General features: G+C 69.5%; 12 protein-coding genes. 6 read left to right on the forward strand and 6 right to left on the reverse strand.

Features of this window, described 5'->3' with window-relative positions; translation table 11 throughout:
• Nucleotides 1-83 precede the first annotated feature (83 nt).
• The 4 genes from OG897_RS12520 to OG897_RS12535 all read right to left on the reverse strand — a co-directional run bounded on the left by OG897_RS12520 (nt 84) and on the right by OG897_RS12535 (nt 5,162).
• The gene (locus OG897_RS12520; RefSeq protein WP_266655737.1) at nt 84-1,694 is read right to left on the reverse strand and encodes a glycerol-3-phosphate dehydrogenase/oxidase; all 1,611 of its coding nucleotides are present in this window, start codon (nt 1,692-1,694) and stop codon (nt 84-86) included.
• 102 nt (nt 1,695-1,796) lie between these two features.
• A complete protein-coding gene (glpK, locus tag OG897_RS12525; RefSeq protein ID WP_266655739.1) occupies nt 1,797-3,326 on the reverse strand; it encodes a glycerol kinase GlpK in 1,530 nt (509 codons plus the stop codon).
• Nucleotides 3,327-3,378: 52 nt separating this feature from the next.
• On the reverse strand, nt 3,379-4,152 hold the full coding sequence (locus OG897_RS12530) for an MIP/aquaporin family protein (protein ID WP_266655741.1): 774 nt from the start codon (nt 4,150-4,152) through the stop codon (nt 3,379-3,381).
• Nucleotides 4,153-4,397: 245 nt separating this feature from the next.
• Complete coding sequence (locus tag OG897_RS12535) at nt 4,398-5,162, reverse strand: IclR family transcriptional regulator (protein ID WP_266655743.1); 765 nt, start codon at nt 5,160-5,162, stop codon at nt 4,398-4,400.
• 281 nt (nt 5,163-5,443) lie between these two features.
• On the opposite strand from OG897_RS12535, the gene metH reads away from it, so the two are divergent.
• The 4 genes from metH (at nt 5,444) to OG897_RS12555 (ending at nt 13,519) form a co-directional block, all read left to right on the forward strand.
• On the forward strand, nt 5,444-8,956 hold the full coding sequence (gene metH / locus OG897_RS12540; protein ID WP_266655745.1) for a methionine synthase: 3,513 nt from the start codon (nt 5,444-5,446) through the stop codon (nt 8,954-8,956).
• A gap of 128 nt (nt 8,957-9,084) precedes the next feature.
• On the forward strand, nt 9,085-9,789 hold the full coding sequence (locus OG897_RS12545) for an HAD family phosphatase (protein WP_266655747.1): 705 nt from the start codon (nt 9,085-9,087) through the stop codon (nt 9,787-9,789).
• A gap of 446 nt (nt 9,790-10,235) precedes the next feature.
• Nucleotides 10,236-11,837 (forward strand): ABC transporter substrate-binding protein, encoded by a 1,602-nt coding sequence (locus tag OG897_RS12550; protein WP_266655749.1) that lies wholly within the window; start codon nt 10,236-10,238, stop codon nt 11,835-11,837.
• An 89-nt stretch (nt 11,838-11,926) separates the two neighbouring features.
• Nucleotides 11,927-13,519: an ABC transporter substrate-binding protein gene (locus OG897_RS12555; RefSeq protein WP_266655751.1), complete on the forward strand. Its 1,593-nt coding sequence runs from the start codon at nt 11,927-11,929 to the stop codon at nt 13,517-13,519.
• Nucleotides 13,520-13,653: 134 nt separating this feature from the next.
• Here the strand turns inward: OG897_RS12555 and OG897_RS12560 are convergent, their stop codons facing one another.
• Nucleotides 13,654-14,325: a response regulator transcription factor gene (locus OG897_RS12560; RefSeq protein ID WP_266655753.1), complete on the reverse strand. Its 672-nt coding sequence runs from the start codon at nt 14,323-14,325 to the stop codon at nt 13,654-13,656.
• Between the two features lie 649 nt (nt 14,326-14,974).
• Entirely contained in the window at nt 14,975-15,841 is an 867-nt protein-coding gene (locus OG897_RS12565) for a PD-(D/E)XK nuclease family protein (RefSeq protein ID WP_266655755.1), read from the reverse strand.
• A 189-nt stretch (nt 15,842-16,030) separates the two neighbouring features.
• Between OG897_RS12565 and OG897_RS12570 the strand changes: the two genes are divergently transcribed.
• Nucleotides 16,031-17,353 (forward strand): site-2 protease family protein, encoded by a 1,323-nt coding sequence (locus OG897_RS12570; RefSeq protein WP_266655757.1) that lies wholly within the window; start codon nt 16,031-16,033, stop codon nt 17,351-17,353.
• A 59-nt stretch (nt 17,354-17,412) separates the two neighbouring features.
• Nucleotides 17,413-18,321: a tRNA (adenine-N1)-methyltransferase gene (locus tag OG897_RS12575; RefSeq protein ID WP_266655759.1), complete on the forward strand. Its 909-nt coding sequence runs from the start codon at nt 17,413-17,415 to the stop codon at nt 18,319-18,321.
• The last annotated feature ends 159 nt before the right edge of the window (nt 18,322-18,480 follow it).

Consider the following 18,480-nt stretch of genomic DNA (forward strand, 5'->3'; position numbering starts at 1 on the left):
TACGGGCGCTGACACGGCGGCGGGCGGACCCCCGAAGGAGCCCGCCCGCCACCGCCGGGCCCCCACCGGGAGCCCCGCAACACCTATGCCTCGCGGCGCAGCACCCGCTCCACCTTCGCCCGTACGTCGTCCGTCGCCAGACCCCGGATCGTCAGCGTGGTCCGGCGGCGCAGCACGTCGTCCGCCGTCTCCGCCCACTCGTGGTCGCGCGCGTACACGACCTGCGCCCAGATCTCCGGGGCGTCCGGGTGGATGCGCTCGGCCAGCGCCGGGTCGTCGGCCGCCAGACGCGCGATGTCGAAGGACAGCGACCCGTAGTGCGTGGCCAGGTGACGGGCGGTCTCCGGGGACATCCGCGGACCGGGCGTCCCGCCGTCCACGAGCAGCCGGTGCGCGACCGCGTTCGGGTTCGAGATGCCCGGCAGCGGGAGCTTCTTCGGCAGCCGCGAGATCGGCTCCATGTCCTCGCCCAGCGGGTGGCCGGGGAGCGCCGCCAGCTTGTTCATGACGGTGCGGCCGATGTGGCGGAAGGTCGTCCACTTGCCGCCCGCCACCGACAGCATGCCGCCGCGGCCCTCGGTGACGACCGTCTCGCGCTTGGCCTTCGACGTGTCGCCGGGCCCGCCCGGCAGCACCCGCAGACCCGCGAAGGAGTACGTGATCAGGTCCCGCGACAGCTGCTGGTCGCGGATCGAGAACGCGGCCTCGTCGAGGATCTGCGTGACGTCCTTGTCGTTGACCGCCACGTCCGCCGGGTCGCCCTCGTACTCCTCGTCGGTGGTGCCGAGGAGGAGCTGGTCCTCCCACGGCAGCGCGAAGGTGATCCGGTACTTGTCGATCGGGGTCGCCAGCGCGGCCCTCCACGGCGACGTCCGCTTCAGGACCAGGTGCGCGCCCTTGGAGAGACGGATCGAGGGAGCGGAGTTGGGGTCCTCCAGCTTGCGCAGGTGGTCCACCCACGGGCCGGTCGCGTTCAGCACCAGCCGGGCGTCGACACCGAACTCGGTGCCGTCCATGCGGTCCTTGAGCTCCGCGCCCGTCACCCGGCCGTGCGTGAAGCGCAGCCCCGTGACCTCGGCGTGGTTGAGGACGGTCGCCCCCGACTCGACGGCGGCGCGCACCGTCATGAGCGCCATCCGGGAGTCGTTCATCTGGTCGTCGCCGTAGACCGCGACGGCCTTCAGGTTGTCCGTACGCAGCTCCGGCACGTCCTTGGCCGCACGCGACGGCGAGATCACGTGACCGACGCCGTCGCCGAACGCGGACAGCGCCGAGTAGGCGAAGACGCCCGCGCCCAGCTTGGCCGCGCCGTGCGGACCGCCCTTGTAGACGGGCAGGTAGAAGGTCAGCGGGTTGGCCAGGTGCGGGGCCACGTCGCGCGAGACGGCACGCCGCTCGAAGTGGTTCTCCGCGACCAGCTTCACCGCGCCGGTCTGGAGGTAGCGCAGCCCTCCGTGCAGCAGCTTGGAGGAGGCCGAGGAGGTGGCGCCGGCGAAGTCACCGGCGTCCACCAGAGCCACCCGCAGCCCGGACTGAGCGGCGTGCCAGGCGGTCGAGATGCCCAGGATGCCACCGCCGATCACCAGGAGGTCGTACGTCGCCTTGGAAAGCCGCTCCCGGGTCTCGGCGCGGCTCGCGGTGGAACCGTCGTCCGGTCGCGCCCCGTGGGTCGGGCCGCTGTGCAGGGTGGTCATGTCACTTGCTCCTCTTCGAAAACTCAGCTTCAGATCTTGTTCCGCGGACCGCGGCGGATCCCTGTCGATCCGCCGCGCTCACGCCCGACCTGCGCCGATGAGTCAGTTCTCGTCTTCTTCGAGCCAGCCCATGGTCCGCTCGACGGCCTTGAGCCAGTTCTTGTACTCGCGGTCCCGGACGTCCGCCTCCATGCGCGGCGTCCACTCGGCGGCCCGGCGCCAGTTGGCCCGCAGCTCGTCGGTGGAGGACCAGAAGCCGACCGCGAGACCGGCCGCGTACGCGGCGCCCAGACACGTGGTCTCGGCGACCATCGGACGGACGACGGGCGCGTCCAGGAAGTCCGACAGGGTCTGCATCAGCAGGTTGTTGGAGGTCATGCCGCCGTCGACCTTGAGCGCGGTCAGCTCGACGCCCGAGTCCTTGGTCATGGCGTCGGTGATCTCACGGGTCTGCCACGCGGTCGCCTCCAGGACGGCGCGCGCGATGTGCGCCTTGGTGACGTACCGGGTGAGACCGGCGATCACACCGCGGGCGTCGGAGCGCCAGTACGGTGCGAACAGACCGGAGAACGCGGGCACGAAGTACGCACCGCCGTTGTCGTCGACGCTGGAGGCCAGCGTCTCGATCTCCGCGGCGGTCTTGATCATGCCCATCTGGTCGCGCATCCACTGCACCAGCGAACCGGTGACCGCGATGGAGCCTTCCAGCGCGTAGACCGGCTTCTGGTCGCCGATCTGGTAGCCGACGGTCGTCAGCAACCCGTTGTAGGAGTTGACGGGCTCCTCGCCGGTGTTCATCAGCATGAACGTGCCGGTGCCGTACGTCGACTTGGCCTCGCCCTCGGAGAAGCAGGTCTGGCCGAAGAGGGCCGCCTGCTGGTCACCGAGCGCGGAGGCGACCGGGACGCCCTGGAGCACGCCGGAGGCGGCCGTTCCGTACACCTCGGCGGACGAACGGATCTCCGGCAGGACGGCGGCCGGGATGTCCATGGACTGCAGGATCTTGTCGTCCCACGCCATCTTGTGCAGGTTCATCAGGAGGGTGCGCGAGGCGTTGGTGACGTCGGTGACGTGGACGCCGCCGTTCACGCCGCCGGTGAGGTTCCAGATGACCCAGGAGTCCATGGTGCCGAAGAGGATGTCGCCCGCCTCGGCCTTCTCGCGCAGGCCCTCGACGTTGTCGAGGAGCCAGCGGACCTTGGGACCGGCGAAGTACGAGGCCAGCGGCAGACCGGTCTCGCGGCGGAAGCGGTCCTGGCCGACGTTGCGGCCGAGCTCCTTGCAGAGGGCGTCGGTGCGGGTGTCCTGCCAGACGATGGCGTTGTGGACGGGCTCACCGGTGTTCTTGTCCCACATCAGCGTGGTCTCGCGCTGATTGGTGATGCCGATCGCCTTGACGTCGGCGGCGGAGATTCCCGCCTTCACGACGGCCCCGGCGACGACCTCCTGGACGTTCTCCCAGATCTCGTTGGCGTCGTGCTCCACCCAGCCCGGCTTCGGGAAGATCTGCTCGTGCTCCTTCTGGTCGACCGCGACGATGCGGCCGTCCTTGTCGAAGACGATGCAGCGGCTGGACGTGGTGCCCTGGTCGATCGCGGCGATGAAGGGGCCTGCGGTGTGTGCGTCGGTCACGGTGTGCTCCTCGAAGTCTTGTGTCGTACGGCTCGACGGGTCGGCAGGACGGTCAGGCGAAGGCGAGCTGGTAGATCCCGCCCGCGATCGCGCCGCCGAGCAGCGGGCCGACCACCGGAATCCATGCGTACCCCCAGTCCGAGCCGCCCTTGTTGGGCAGCGGGAGCAGCGCGTGCACTATGCGGGGACCGAGGTCGCGGACCGGGTTGATGGCGTACCCGGTCGGACCACCGAGGGACAGACCGATGCCGACGACGACGAACGCCGTGATCATCGCGCCCAGGACGCCCGGACCCTTGGGGCTGTCCGCGGACACGCCGGGGATCGTCGACTGGGTGAGGATCGCCAGGACGAGCACGACGGTCGCGATGACCTCGGTGACCAGGTTCTGCACGCTGTTGCGGATCTCGGGCGAGGTGAAGAACACCCCGTGCACCTGTCCCGGGTTCGCGCTCTTCTGTCCTGCCGCCTCGGCGGAGGTCAGGTGGTCGCGGAACTGGCCCGCGTACGTCGCCCAGACCAGCAGTGCGCCGATCATCGCGCCCAGCAGCTGACCGGCGAAGTAGACCGGCAGGTCGCCCCAGGGGGTCGCGCCCTTGATCGCGAGGCCGACCGTGACGGCCGGGTTCAGGTGTGCTCCGGAGAGACCGGCGGAGATGTACGCACCGGTCAGCACCGCGAAGCCCCACCCGAAGGTGATGGCGACCCAGCCGGCGTTGAACGCCTTCGAGCGCTTGAGCGTGACGGCCGCGCAGACGCCGCCGCCCAGCAGGATGAGCACGGCGGTACCGATGGTCTCGCCGGTGAAGATGTCGAGGCTGGACACCCGCGACTCCTTTGTCCTTCGTCCAGGTTCAGACCCTCGATGAGGGCCCAGTCGGTGCCTGGCTTGTCCCCACTCTAACTCTTATGCCGTTAGGTGTTCGACAATGCCGACCGATGAACGGCAGTTTTCACCTCTGTTACCGGCCAGTCAAGGGTTCTGTGAGGTCCGTCCCATGCGGACACGGATCAGGGCCGGACGGCGGATCAGGGCCGGACGCGACGCCCCGCGCCCCCACCCCACCCCGCTCAGAACCGTCCGGCACCCAGATCCCGTGACACCGCACGCGCGCAGTCCCGTACGGCAGCCACCAGCTCGGGCTTCAACTCGCCCCCGGGACACACCCGTTCGACCGCACCCGTGATGCCGACCGCACCCACCGGCATCCGCCGCCGGTCGTGAATGGGGGCCGCGATCGACGCCACGCCCTCCCAGGTCTCCTCCACGTCACCGGCCCAGCCGCGCGCCCGCGTGAGGTCCAGCACGTGGTCGAAGTCCTCCGTCGAGGTGAGCGTGCGCGCGGTGAACGCCTCCCGCTCCACCCCCACCGCCTCGGCCTGCGCCACCGGGTCGTACGCGGACAGCACCTTGCCCAGCGCCGTGCTGTGCAGCGGATGCATCGCCCCCACCTCCAGCACCTGACGGCTGTCGTCCGGGCGGAACACGTGGTGCACGATCAGCACACCCTGCTGGTGCAGCACCCCCAGATAGACGCTCTCGCCGCTGGACCGGGCCAGGTCGTCCGTCCACACCAGGGCCCGCGCCCGCAGCTCGTGCACGTCCAGATAGCTGTTGCCCAGGCGCAGCAGCTCCGCGCCCAGCTGATAGCGGCCCGACGCCGGATCCTGCTCCACGAAGCCCTCGTGCTGGAGCGTGCGCAGAATGCCGTGCGCGGTGCCCTTGGCGAGCCCCAGGGCCGCCGCCACCTCCGTCAGGCCCAGCCGCCGCTCACCGCCGGCCAGCAGCCGCAGCATCGCCGCGGCCCGCTCCAGCGACTGGATATGGCGAGCCATCGCCCGATCACCTCCACTGGGATTCGGCGGTCCCACTGTCGACATGTGCCGATGTTCGTCAATGCCGAACAGTATCGGCCGTTACCGACCCCTGTCACCGGGACGTCGACCCCCGCCACCGGGACCAACGACCCGCCCCCACCTCCCCGTCCCGTACCGCACCTGTCCGCCGACCGGAACACCTGCACATTCCACGGACCGTCCCCGCTACCCTGACCCGGTGCGCCCGCCGCCTGGGCAGGTGCAAAGCCGACAGCCGTCGCAACCCTGGGAGCTCATCCATGGCCTCGTTGCCGAACCCGACGCTTGACGCCCGCAGCCGAGCAGAAGCCCTCCGGGAGGCACTCGCCTCCCGTGTAGTGGTCGCCGACGGAGCGATGGGCACGATGCTCCAGGCACAGGACCCCACCCTTGAGGACTTCCAGGACCTCGAAGGCTGCAACGAGATCCTCAACCTGACGCGCCCGGACATCGTCCGCAACGTCCACAAGGAGTACTTCGCCGTCGGCGTCGACTGCGTCGAGACCAACACCTTCGGCGCCAACCACTCCGCCGCCAACGAGTACGAGATCGCCGACCGCATCGTCGAACTCTCCGAGTCCGGCGCCCGCATCGCCCGCGAGGTCGCCGACGAGTTCACCGCCGCCGACGGCCGCCAGCGCTGGGTGCTGGGCTCCATCGGCCCCGGCACCAAGCTGCCCTCGCTGGGCCACACCACGTACGACGTCCTGCGCGACGGCTACCAGCAGAACGCCGAGGGCCTCCTCGCGGGCGGCGCCGACGCCCTCATCGTCGAGACCACGCAGGACCTCCTCCAGACCAAGTCGTCCCTCATCGGCGCCCGCCGCGCCATGGACGCCCTCGGCCTTGAGGTCCCGCTGATCTGCTCACTCGCCTTCGAGACCACCGGCGTCATGCTGCTGGGCTCCGAGATCGGCGCGGCCCTCACCGCCCTGGAACCCCTCGGCATCGACCTCATCGGCCTCAACTGCTCCACCGGCCCCGAGGAGATGAGCGAGCACCTGCGCTACCTGGCCCGCCACTCGCGGACCCCGCTGATGTGCATGCCGAACGCCGGTCTGCCCGTCCTGACCAAGAACGGCGCACACTTCCCGCTCGGCCCCGAGGGCCTCGCCGACGCCCAGGAAGCCTTCGTCAACGACTACGGCCTCTCCCTCATCGGCGGCTGCTGCGGCACCACCCCCGAGCACCTGCGCCAGGTCGTCGACCGCGCCCGCGGCCTGACCCCCGCCGTCCGCGACCCCCGCCCCGAGCCCGGCGCCGCCTCGCTCTACCAGACGATGCCGTTCCGCCAGGACACCTCGTACCTCGCCATCGGGGAACGTACGAACGCCAACGGATCGAAGAAGTTCCGCGAGGCCATGCTGGAGGCCCGCTGGGACGACTGCGTGGAGATGGCCCGCGACCAGATCCGCGAAGGCGCCCACATGCTCGACCTCTGCGTCGACTACGTGGGCCGCGACGGCGTCGCCGACATGAAGGAACTCGCCGGACGCTTCGCCACCGCCTCCACCCTCCCCATCGTCCTGGACTCCACCGAACTCCCGGTGCTCCGGGCCGGACTGGAGATGCTCGGCGGCCGAGCCGTCATCAACTCCGTCAACTACGAGGACGGCGACGGCCCCGAGTCCCGCTTCCAGCAGGTGACGAAGCTGGCCGTCGAGCACGGCGCGGCCCTCATCGCCCTCACCATCGACGAAGAGGGCCAGGCCCGCACCGTCGAGCACAAGGTCGCCATCGCCGAGCGCCTCATCGAGGACCTGACCGGCAACTGGGGGGTGCAGGAGTCCGACATCCTCATCGACGTCCTCACCTTCACCATCTGCACCGGCCAGGAGGAGTCCCGGGGCGACGGCATCGCCACCATCGGCGCCATCCGCGAACTCAAGAAGCGCCACCCCGACGTCCAGACCACCCTGGGCCTGTCCAACATCTCCTTCGGCCTCAACCCGGCCGCCCGCGTCGTCCTCAACTCCGTCTTCCTCGACGAGTGCGTCAAGGCGGGCCTCGACTCCGCGATCGTCCACGCCTCCAAGATCCTGCCCATCGCCCGGCTGGAGGAGGAGCAGGTCAAGGTCGCCCTCGACCTCGTGTACGACCGCCGCTCCGAAGGCTACGACCCGCTCCAGAAGCTCATGGAGCTCTTCGACGGCGTCAACATGAAGTCCATGAAGGCCGGACGCGCCGAAGAGCTGATGGCACTCCCGCTCGACGAGCGCCTCCAGCGCCGCATCATCGACGGCGAGAAGAACGGCCTCGAAGCCGACCTCGACGAAGCCCTCCTGGGCGCGCCCGCCCTCGACATCGTCAACAACACCCTGCTCGAAGGCATGAAGGTGGTCGGCGAGCTCTTCGGCTCCGGCCAGATGCAGCTGCCGTTCGTGCTCCAGTCCGCCGAGGTCATGAAGACCGCGGTCGCCCACCTGGAGCCCCACATGGAGAAGTCCGACGACGAGGGCAAGGGCACCATCGTGCTCGCCACCGTCCGGGGCGACGTCCACGACATCGGCAAGAACCTCGTCGACATCATCCTCTCCAACAACGGCTACAACGTCGTCAACCTCGGCATCAAGCAGCCCGTCTCCGCGATCCTGGAAGCCGCCGAAGAGCACAAGGCCGACGTCATCGGCATGTCGGGCCTCCTGGTCAAGTCCACGGTGATCATGAAGGAGAACCTGGAGGAGCTCAACCAGCGCAAGATGGCCGCCGACTTCCCCGTCATCCTCGGCGGCGCGGCCCTCACCCGTGCGTACGTCGAACAGGACCTCCACGAGATCTACGAGGGCGAAGTCCGCTACGCCCGCGACGCGTTCGAGGGCCTGCGCCTCATGGACGCCCTCATCGGCGTCAAGCGCGGCGTCCCCGGAGCCAAGCTCCCCGAGCTCAAGCAGCGCCGCGTCCCCAAGCGGGACACCCCCGTCCTGGAGGTCGAGGAACAGCCCGAGGGCCAGGTCCGCTCCGACACCTCCACCGACAACAAGATCCCCACCCCGCCGTTCTGGGGCACCCGCGTCATCAAGGGAATCCCGCTCAAGGAGTACGCCTCCTGGCTCGACGAGGGCGCCCTCTTCAAGGGCCAGTGGGGCCTGAAGGAAGCCCGCAAGGGCGGACCGACGTACGAGGAGCTGGTGGAGACCGAAGGCCGCCCGCACCTGCGCGGCTGGCTCGACAAGCTCCACACCGAGGGCCTCCTGGAAGCAGCAGTCGTCTACGGCTACTTCCCCTGCGTCTCCAAGGGCGACGACCTGATCCTCCTCAACGAGGACGGCTCCGAGCGCACCCGCTTCTCCTTCCCCCGCCAGCGCCGGGGCCGCCGCCTGTGCCTCGCGGACTTCTTCCGCCCCGAGGAGAGCGGCGAAGTCGACGTCGTCGGCCTCCAGGTCGTCACCGTCGGCTCCCGCATCGGCGAGGAGACCGCCAAGCTCTTCGAGGCCAACGCCTACCGCGACTACCTCGAACTCCACGGCCTCTCCGTCCAGCTCGCCGAGGCCATGGCCGAGTACTGGCACGCCCGGGTCCGCTCCGAGCTCGGCTTCGCGGGGGAGGACCCCTCCGACGTGAAGGACATGTTCGACCTCAAGTACCGAGGCGCCCGCTTCTCGCTGGGCTACGGCGCCTGCCCCAACCTGGAGGACCGCGCCAAGATCGCCGAACTCCTGGAACCCGAGCGCATCGGCGTCCACCTCTCCGAGGAGTTCCAGCTCCACCCCGAGCAGTCCACCGACGCGATCGTCATCCACCACCCCGAGGCGAAATACTTCAACGCGCGTTAAGCGGTACGCAGGAACAAGGAACGGCGCGTTCACCGCCCCGGACGTACACTGGTCGGCCCAGTGCAGGCCGGTCGCCCCTCCCACTCGGAGGGCGACCGGCCTTCTCGTCCCTCAGGAGGTGTGCCCGAATGACCAGTACGGTTCCCGCGCCGATGACCAGTACGGCCGAAGGTTCCACCCTCCAGGCGGTCTTCCTGGACATGGACGGCACCCTCGTCGACACCGAGGGCCTCTGGTGGGAGGCCGAGAGAGACGTCTTCGCCGCCCTCGGACACCAACTGGACGAATCCTGGCGGGACGTGGTCGTCGGCGGCCCCATGACCCGCAGCGCCGGATTCCTCATCGAGTCCACCGGTGCCGACATCACCCTCCCCGAACTGACCGTCGCCCTCAACGACAGCTTCGAGGCCCGCATCACCCGCGGCGTACCCATGATGCCGGGAGCCGCCGCCCTGCTGGCCGAGCTGCGCGCACACGCCGTCCCCACGGCCCTCGTCTCGGCCTCCCACCGGCGCATCATCGACCGCATCCTGGAATCGGTCGGCCCGCACGCCTCCTTCGACCTGACCGTCGCGGGCGACGAGATCGCCCGTACGAAGCCCCACCCCGACCCCTACCTCCACGCCGCCGGCAGCCTCGGCGCGGACCCCGCCCGCTGCGCGGTCGTCGAGGACACCGCGACCGGAGTGGCCTCCGCCGAAGCGGCGGGCTGCCGGGTCGTCGCCGTCCCCTCGGTCGCACCGATCGCCCCGGCCCAAGGGCGCGTCGTGGTCGGCTCGCTCGAAGAAGTGAACCTCGCATTTCTCCGTACGCTGTTCACGGGAATGCACTGATCCGGGCACGCAGCGTGCATTGACCGGAATGCGGAAACGCAGGGGAGCGGACCGTGCGGCATGAGTGAGATTCGCTAGGAGGAATTCACTCCTCCGTAAATGTATTCATGGGGTGAGCTTGGTCACGAGACGGCCCGCCGGTAAGGGTTCCACCACCCGAGAACCCCCGTCGGCGGGCCGTTTCGCGTGCCCTTGTGTCCGGATTCGTGGATTTGTGTACGAAAGATTCCCCGGCCCCGCCTCCACCGGAACGCCCCACCGCCGCAGGCCGAAGCGGTCGGCCCGGCGCCCCCGCACCACTAATCTCGACGCGAGAACTTCGCCGCACGCCATTGCGGTTCGGCAGCCGGCCCGGTCCGCCCGCCCCAACAAGCGGAAAAAGGCGAAGTGTTCGTACATAGCTGCATTACAGGCATTGCAGCGCCGGTCGAGGGAGAACGTCCAGGATGAACCGCAAGACTCTGGTGCTGCCGGCGATAGCCGTACTGATCACCCCCGTACTGGCCGCCTGCGGCGGCACGGACACCGCCGAAGGCGCCGGCAAGCCCATCGTCGTGGGCACCACGGACAGCTTCGTCGCCACGAAGGCCGCCCCCGCCCCCTTCGACCCGGCCCACTCCTACGACGTCGGCGCCTGGAACGTCCTGCGGCAGACCCTCCAGACCCTCATGCGCGTCCCGCGCGGCGGCGGCGAACCCGTCACCGAGGCCGCCGAGAGCTGCCAGTTCACCGACACCAAGAACACCAGCTACCGCTGCAAGCTGCGCAGCGGACTCACCTTCTCCGACGGCAAGGCCCTCAACGCCGCCGACGTGAAGTTCTCCATCGAGCGCTCCCTGAAGATCAAGGACCGGAACGGCCCGGTCTCCCTCCTCACCAACATCGACATCGTCGAGGCCAAGGGCGAGAACGAGGTGGTCTTCCACCTCAAGACCCCCGACGCCACCTTCCCGTACAAGCTGGCCACCCCCGCCGCCTCCATCGTCGACGACCAGACCTACGCCGCCGACAAGGTGCGCGCGGGCTTCGAGGTCACCGGCTCCGGACCGTACACCGTCAAGGTCGACAAGGACGGCGCGAACTTCACCAAGGCCGTCTTCACCAAGAACCCGAAGTACAAGGGCGGCGTCACGTTCAACAACGACAAGGTCGAGATCCGCTCCTACAAGGACTCCGAGTCCATGGAGAAGGCGCTGAAGAGCGGCGAGATCGACATGATGTCGCGCACCATCACCCCCCAGCAGATCACCGACCTGTCCGGCAAGCGCGACCAGGGCATCAAGCTCGTCGAACTCCCCGGACTGGAGATCCGCTACCTCGGCTTCGACACCGAGGACCCCGCCGTCAAGAACAAGGCCGTTCGCCAGGCCATGGCCACCGTCATCGACCGCACCGCCCTCGCCCGGGCCGTGTACGGAGACAGCGCCGAACCGCTCTACTCGATCATCCCCACGAGCATCTCCGGCCACAAGAACTCCTTCTTCAACAAGTACACCGCGGGTGACGTGAAGAAGGCCGGGGACCTGCTGCGCGGCGCGCGCATCACCACCCCCGTCAAGCTGACCCTGACGTACACCACCGACCACTACGGCTCCGCCACGAAGAAGGAGTTCGAGATCCTGCAGAAGCAGCTCAACGGCTCCAAGCTCTTCGACGTGACCCTCCAGGGCGTCCCGTGGAGCACCTTCAGCGAGTCGCAGAAGGCCGGAAAGTACGCCGTCTACGGCATGGGCTGGTTCCCCGACTTCACCGACGCCGACAACTACGTCGCACCGTTCCTCGACAAGTCGAACTTCCTCAACAGCCCCTACGTCAACGACCAGATCCGCACCCAGCTCATCCCGCAGTCCCGCCGCGAGCAGGACCGAGGCGCCGCCACCGGCACCTTCGAGAAGATCCAGGACATCGTCGCCGACGACGTCCCGATCCTCCCGCTCTGGCAGGGCAAGCAGTACATCGCCGCCCGCAGCGACATCACCGGCACCGAATGGGCCGTCAACTTCGCCGCCGACCTCCAGCTCTGGGAACTCGGCCGAGGCGTCGCCTGACCCCCACCCCCACCCCCATCGCCCTTCCCGCACGACGTACCACCGGTACGCACGCACGACCACACCCCCACGAAAGTCTGAGACACGCGGTGCAGATACGTAAGTGGCCGACGGCCCTCCTCACAGCAGGGCTGTCGGCCGGCCTCCTCACCGGCTGCGGAACCACCAGCAGCAGCGGTGGCGGCAGCACGAGCGGCACCGGACAGCCCGTCACCATGGGCATGTCCGACGAGATCAAGGCCACCGACCCGGCCTCCGGCTACGACCCCGGCTCCTGGCTGCTCTTCAACAACGTCTTCCAGTCCTTGCTCGCCTTCCCCAAGGGCGGCTCCGAGCCCCAGCCCGAGGCCGCCCAGAACTGCGCCTTCGACACGGGCAGCACCGTCTACCGCTGCACCCTGCGCGAGGGCCTCACCTTCAGCAACGGCAACCCGCTCACCTCCCAGGACGTCAAGTACTCCTTCGAGCGCACCCTGAAGATCAACGACCCCGCCGGGCCGGCCGTCATGCTCTCCACCATCAAGAGCATCGACACCCCCGACGACAGCAAGGTCGTCTTCCACCTCAAGGTCCCCGACGCGACCTTCCCCAGCAAGATCGCCTCCGGCGCCGGGTCCATCGTCGACCACCGCGCCTACCCCGCAGACAAGCTCCGCACCGACGGCAAGGCCGACGGCTCCGGCCCCTACCGGCTCGACTCCTTCGGCAAGGGCCAGGCCGCCTTCACCGTCAACAACGGCTACCGAGGCACCGCCAAGATCAAGAACACCGGCATGACCCTCAAGCTCTTCCACGACGACCGCAAGGCCCTCGCGCAAGCGCTCAAGAAGGGCGACATCGACTTCGCCTACCGAGGTCTCACCGCCAAGGACACCGCCGCCACCGAAGCCGAAGCCGTCAGCGGCGACCAGCGCCTGGACCCCGTCGAAGGCAGCAGCGCCGAAGTCCACCACCTCGTCTTCAACGCCAAGGACCCCGTCGTCGGCAAGCCCGGCGTCCGCCGCGCCATCGCCTACCTCGTCGACCGCGAAGCGCTCGTCCGCGACGTCTACCAGTCGACCGCCACCCCGCTCTACTCGATCGTCCCCGCGGGCATCAACGGCCACAACACCGCCTTCTTCAACCGGTACGGCAGCCGCCCCCAGCCCGCCAAGGCCCGCGAGGCCCTGCGCGGCGAAGGCATCAAGGGCAAGGTCAAGCTCACCCTCTGGGCCACCCCCAGCCGCTACGGCCCCGCCACCGTCGAGGAGTTCAAGACCCTCGCCAAGCAGCTCAACCGCAGCGGCCTCTTCGACGCCGACGTCAAGTCCGTCGAACAGGGCCAGTACGAGAAGGACATCGCCGCCGGAAAGTACGGCGCCTACGTCAAGGGCTGGGTCCCCGACTACCCGGACCCGGAGAACTTCACCCAGCCGTTCTTCGGCGAGGGCAACGTGATCTCCAACAACTACGAGAACACCGAGATCACCAACAAGCTCCTCCCCGCCAGCGCGGCCGCCGCCGACCGAGGCGCCACCTCCGAGGAGTTCAACCGCCTCCAGAACCTCGTCGCCGAGGACGTCCCCCTCCTCCCGCTCTGGCAGGGCAAGCAGTACGCCGTCGCCCGGTCGAACGTCTCCGGCCTGGAGTGGACCCTCGACACCTCGACGGTCTTCCGCTTCTGGGAGATCAGCAAGAGCTGAGCACGCCACCCGTACGCCAGTGGGGCCCGCCGGAATCCTCTCCGGCGGGCCCCACTGACGTACCGCACGGTACGAGAACGGGGCCGCGCGGAACAATTCCGCGCGGCCCCGCTCCCGTACCGCCCACGCCCCGACTACTGCGCGCCCGGCCGCACCAGACCGCTCTCGTACGCGTACACCGCGGCCTGCACCCGGTCGCGCAGCCCCAGCTTCGTCAGCACATGGCCCACATGCGTCTTGACGGTCGTCTCGCTCACGAACAGGTCCGCCGCGATCTCCGCGTTCGACAACCCGCGCGCCACCAGCTTCAGCACCTCCACCTCACGCTCGGTCAGCGTGTGCAGAGTGTCCGGCATCTCGTCCTCGCCCGACGGCAGATGATCCGCGTACTTGTCCAGCAGACGGCGCGTGATGCTCGGCGCCAGCATCGCCTCACCCGCGGCGACCACCCGGATCGCCTGCACCAACTCGTGCGCCGGAGCATCCTTCAGCAGGAACCCGCTGGCCCCCGCCCGCAGCGCCTCCACCACGTACTCGTCCAGGTCGAACGTCGTCAGCACCAGCACCTTCGCCGGACCGTCACGCCCCGGACCCGTGATCTGCCGAGTCGCCTCCACCCCGTCCATCCGCGGCATCCGGATGTCCATCAGCACCACATCGGGCTGCAACGCCCGCACCTGATCGAGCGCCTGCAAACCGTCACCGGCCTCGCCGACGACCGCAAGGTCCTGCTCGGCCTCCAGAATCATCCGGAAACCGGTACGCAGCAGGGGCTGGTCGTCGACCAGTAGGACGCGGATAGCCACAGGTACTCCTTCGCTAGACCCGCCCCATTCTGCCCTGCCCCCACTCCCGCCGACCCCGGGGCCCGCACGCGCGGACGCGCCGTGACTCGACGGGTGCCCGTGCGGGTCTGCGGACGGCCGGTCGCACAGTCCCCCGCCACCCTGAAGCCCTCTCCGCCTCCGCCGAGCCCCCTCCGCTTCCGCCGAGCCCCCTTGGACGACGGGGCCAGCCCTTCTCCGCCTCCCTCGCCCCCTTGGGCTCCGCCCCCGCCTCGCCCCCTTGGACGGCGGGGCCAGCCCCTCTCCGCTTCCGCCTCGCCCCCTTGGGCGGCGGGGCCGCCCCCCGGGGGCGGAACGGGCGGGCAAGGGGGCGGCACCCCTCGCTCCGGGCCCACCCCGGAGCACCCCCGACCAGCCCCGCCACCGGCGCACCCCTCGCAAGGGGCCCACCCCGGAGCCGCCCGCCGTTACCTCCGCCATCGGGTGCGCCGCACCCGGGTGCGCCTGCGGCGGGCTGCCCCTCCCCGCCCCTTCACCTAAAGCGCTCGCCGCGCGGCAGTCCCGGAGACGTGCGGGTGCGTGGGGGCTGGCCGCGCAGTTCCCCGCGCCCCTAACGGGCGCGTACTGGCCAGCCGCGGCGGAGCCGCACAAGGGACACGGCCCCCCGTGCCTAACGGGGAGCATCCGCCCCCGACTGCCTCGGCACCACCGGCAGCGGATACACCGGGGGAGTGCCCCCGAACTCCGGGCACACCGCCTGGTGATCACACCACCCGCACAGCTTCGTCGGCCGAGGCCGCCATTCCCCCGTCTCCGTCGCCTCCACGATCGCCTCCCACAACGCATGCAGCTTCCGCTCCATCCGCTCCAGGTCCGCCTCGTTCGGGTCGTACGTCAGCACGTCCCCACTGCCCAGATACACCAGCTGAAGCCTGCGCGGCACGACCCGCTTCCACCGCCAGATCACCAGCGCGTAGAACTTCATCTGGAACAGCGCACCCTCCGCGTACTCCGGACGCGGCGCCTTCCCCGTCTTGTAGTCGACGATCCGCACCTCACCCGTCGGCGCGACATCCACCCGGTCGATCACCCCGCGCAGCCGCAGCCCCGACTCCAGCTCCGTCTCCACGAAGAGCTCCCGCTCCGCAGGCTCAAGACGCGTCGGGTCCTCCAGCGTGAACCACTTCTCGACCAGGTCCTCCGCCTGCCCCAGCCACCGCGTCAGCCGCTCACCCTCCGCGTCACCCGCGAACAGCTCCGCCAGCTCCGGCTTCGACTCCAGCAGCCGGTCCCACTGCCCCGGCACCATCGCCCGCGCCCTCGGAGCCGTCCGCTCCACCGCCGGATCGTCGAACAGCTTCTCCAGCACGGCATGGACCAGCGTGCCCCGGGTAGCCGCCTCACTCGGCTTCTCCGGCAGCTTGTCGATCACCCGGAACCGGTACAGCAGCGGACACTGCATGAAGTCGCTCGCACGCGACGGGGACAACGACGCGGGCCGCCTCGCCGCATCCGCAGGACCGGTACTCGTATTCATGACTCAGACCCTACGGCCCGCCACTGACAACACCCCGCCTACCATCGACGGCAGACCCCCTCGCACTGCATGATCGGGGCAATGCCCCGCACAACGGCACCAGAGCGACACAGGCTTCAACAACTGTTTACCCAGCACGACCGACAGCACAGCACCACCGACGAGACGCAAGCCCAACGAAGGGAACCCGTGGACGAGCGCGACGAGAGCGGCGACAGCGGACGCCCCCAACCCGGCACGGACAAAACCCGCACGGACGACTCCCGCACGGACGGCATCCGCACGGACGGCACCCGCGCCACCGGCACGGACTCCACCCCCACCGGCAAGGACACGCAGACCCCCACCGAACGCCCCGGCAACCCCGGCGGCGGCCTCCTCATGGGCCGCCCCTTCGGCGTCCCCGTCTACGTCGCCCCCAGCTGGTTCCTCGTCGCCGCCCTCATCACCTGGGTCTTCGGCGGCCAGCTCGACCTCGTCCTGCCCGAGCTCGGCGCGGCCCGCTACCTCGTCTCGCTCTTCTTCGCCGTCGCCTTCTACGCCTCCGTACTGGTCCACGAACTCGCCCACACCGTCGCAGCCCTCCGCTTCAAACTCCCCGTACGGCGCATCCAGCTCCAGTTCTTCGGCGGCGTCTCCGAAATCGAGAAGGAGACCGAGACCCCGGGCCGCGAATTCGTCCTCGCCTTCGTCGGCCCCCTCCTCTCCCTCGCCCTCGCCGGACTCTTCTACTGGGCCATGGACCTCGTCGAAGCAGGCACCGTCCCCGGCGTCCTCCTCGCCGGCCTGATGATCTCCAACCTCATCGTCGCCGTCTTCAACCTCCTCCCCGGCCTGCCCCTCGACGGCGGACGCATGCTCCGCGCAGTCGTCTGGAAGATCACCGGCAACCCCATGACCGGCACCGTCGCCGCCGCCTGGGTCGGCCGCGCCCTCGCCGTCGCCGTCCTCATCGGCCTCCCCCTCCTCACCCACACCGGCGCCCTCGGCAACAAGACGCAAGACATCACCGGCTTCGACACCGTCCTCGACGCACTCCTCGCCGCGATCCTCGCCGCCATCATCTGGACCGGCGCCGGAAACAGCCTCCGCATGGCCCGCCTGCGCCAGCACCTCCCCGACCTCCGCGCCCGCACCCTCACCCGCCGCGCCGTCCCCGTCGAATCCGCCACCCCCCTCTCCGAAGCCCTCCGCCGCGCCAACGAAGCAGGCGCCCGCGCCCTCGTCGTCGTCGACGGACACGGCACCCCCACCGCCGTCGTCCGCGAAACCGCCATCGGCAACGTCCCCGAACACCGACGCCCCTGGGTCGCCGTCAGCGGCCTCGCCGCCGACCTCACCGACGACATGCGCATCCCCGCCGAACTCGCCGGCGAAGCCCTCCTCGACCGCCTCCGCGCAGCCCCCGCCACCGAATACCTCGTCATCGAGGACACCGGCGAGATCTACGGAGTCCTCTCCACCGCCGACGTCGAGCGCGCCTTCGTCAAGGCCATGGCCCGCCCCCGCTAGAGCCCCCGCCGGAAACAGGCGCGGCGAGAAGGCATCCAAACAGCCGGTAGGCTGGTCACATGTCCGAACCGACCGGTGCCGCCCGCCGACGCGGGCCCTTCAAGGTCGGGGACCAGGTCCAGCTGACTGACCCCAAGGGCCGCCACTACACGTTCACGCTCGAAGCCGGGAAGCAGTTCCACACCCACAAGGGTGCCTTCTCGCACGACGAGCTGATCGGGGCGTCCGAGGGCAGTGTTGTCCGTACCACGGGGAACGTCGCCTACCTGGCACTCCGCCCCCTGCTCCCCGACTACGTCCTGTCCATGCCCCGCGGCGCAGCCGTGGTCTACCCCAAGGACGCGGGGCAGATCCTGGCCTTCGCCGACATCTTCGCCGGCGCCCGCGTCGTCGAAGCGGGAGTGGGCTCCGGAGCGCTCAGCGCCTTCCTCCTGCGCGCCGTCGGCGACCACGGAATGCTGCACTCCTACGAGCGCCGCCAGGACTTCGCGGACATCGCCCAGGGCAACGTCGAACGCTACTTCGGCGGACCCCACCCCGCGTGGACCCTCACCGTCGGCGACCTCCAGGACAACCTCTCCGACACCGAGGTCGACCGCGTCGTACTCGACATGCTCGCCCCCTGGGAAACGCTCGAAGCCGTCTCCAAGGCGCTCGTACCCGGCGGCATCATGTGCGCCTACGTCGCCACCACCACCCAGCTCGCCAGGACCGTCGAGTCCATCCGCGAGATCGGCTGCTTCGCCGAACCCCAGCCGTGGGAATCCATGGTCCGCAACTGGCACGTCGAGGGCCTCGCCGTCCGCCCGGACCACCGCATGATCGGCCACACCGGCTTCCTCGTCACCGCCCGGCGCCTCGCCGACGGCGTCGAGCCCCCCATGCGCCGCCGCCGCCCCTCCAAGGGCTCCTACGGCGACGACTACGAAGGCCCCAACAAGGAGCGCGGCAACAGCACGGAGGCGTAAAAACCACCCGGCAGGCCGCCCCAACAGACCGGCGCCGCCGTCCAGTTCCCGGACCGACACGAGAACTGGACGGCGGCGCCTTTGCCTTGCCCCGCCCGCACTGACGGATTCTTTGTACGAAGCCCCCACCCCGGCGTTCCCTCCCACCACCCCGTGTGG

This window comes from Streptomyces sp. NBC_00237, assembly GCF_026342435.1.
Classification (GTDB): domain Bacteria; phylum Actinomycetota; class Actinomycetes; order Streptomycetales; family Streptomycetaceae; genus Streptomyces.

Excerpts from the sequence above, each read along its gene's own strand:
- OG897_RS12545 (WP_266655747.1), top strand. The coding sequence starts at position 9,085 with ATGACCAGTACGGTTCCCGCGCCGATGACCAGTACGGCCGAAGGTTCC.
- OG897_RS12565 (WP_266655755.1), bottom strand. The coding sequence starts at position 15,841 with ATGAATACGAGTACCGGTCCTGCGGATGCGGCGAGGCGGCCCGCGTCG.
- OG897_RS12550 (WP_266655749.1), top strand. The coding sequence starts at position 10,236 with ATGAACCGCAAGACTCTGGTGCTGCCGGCGATAGCCGTACTGATCACC.
- OG897_RS12535 (WP_266655743.1), bottom strand. The coding sequence starts at position 5,162 with ATGGCTCGCCATATCCAGTCGCTGGAGCGGGCCGCGGCGATGCTGCGG.
- metH (WP_266655745.1), top strand. The coding sequence starts at position 5,444 with ATGGCCTCGTTGCCGAACCCGACGCTTGACGCCCGCAGCCGAGCAGAA.
- OG897_RS12520 (WP_266655737.1), bottom strand. The coding sequence starts at position 1,694 with ATGACCACCCTGCACAGCGGCCCGACCCACGGGGCGCGACCGGACGAC.
- OG897_RS12575 (WP_266655759.1), top strand. The coding sequence starts at position 17,413 with ATGTCCGAACCGACCGGTGCCGCCCGCCGACGCGGGCCCTTCAAGGTC.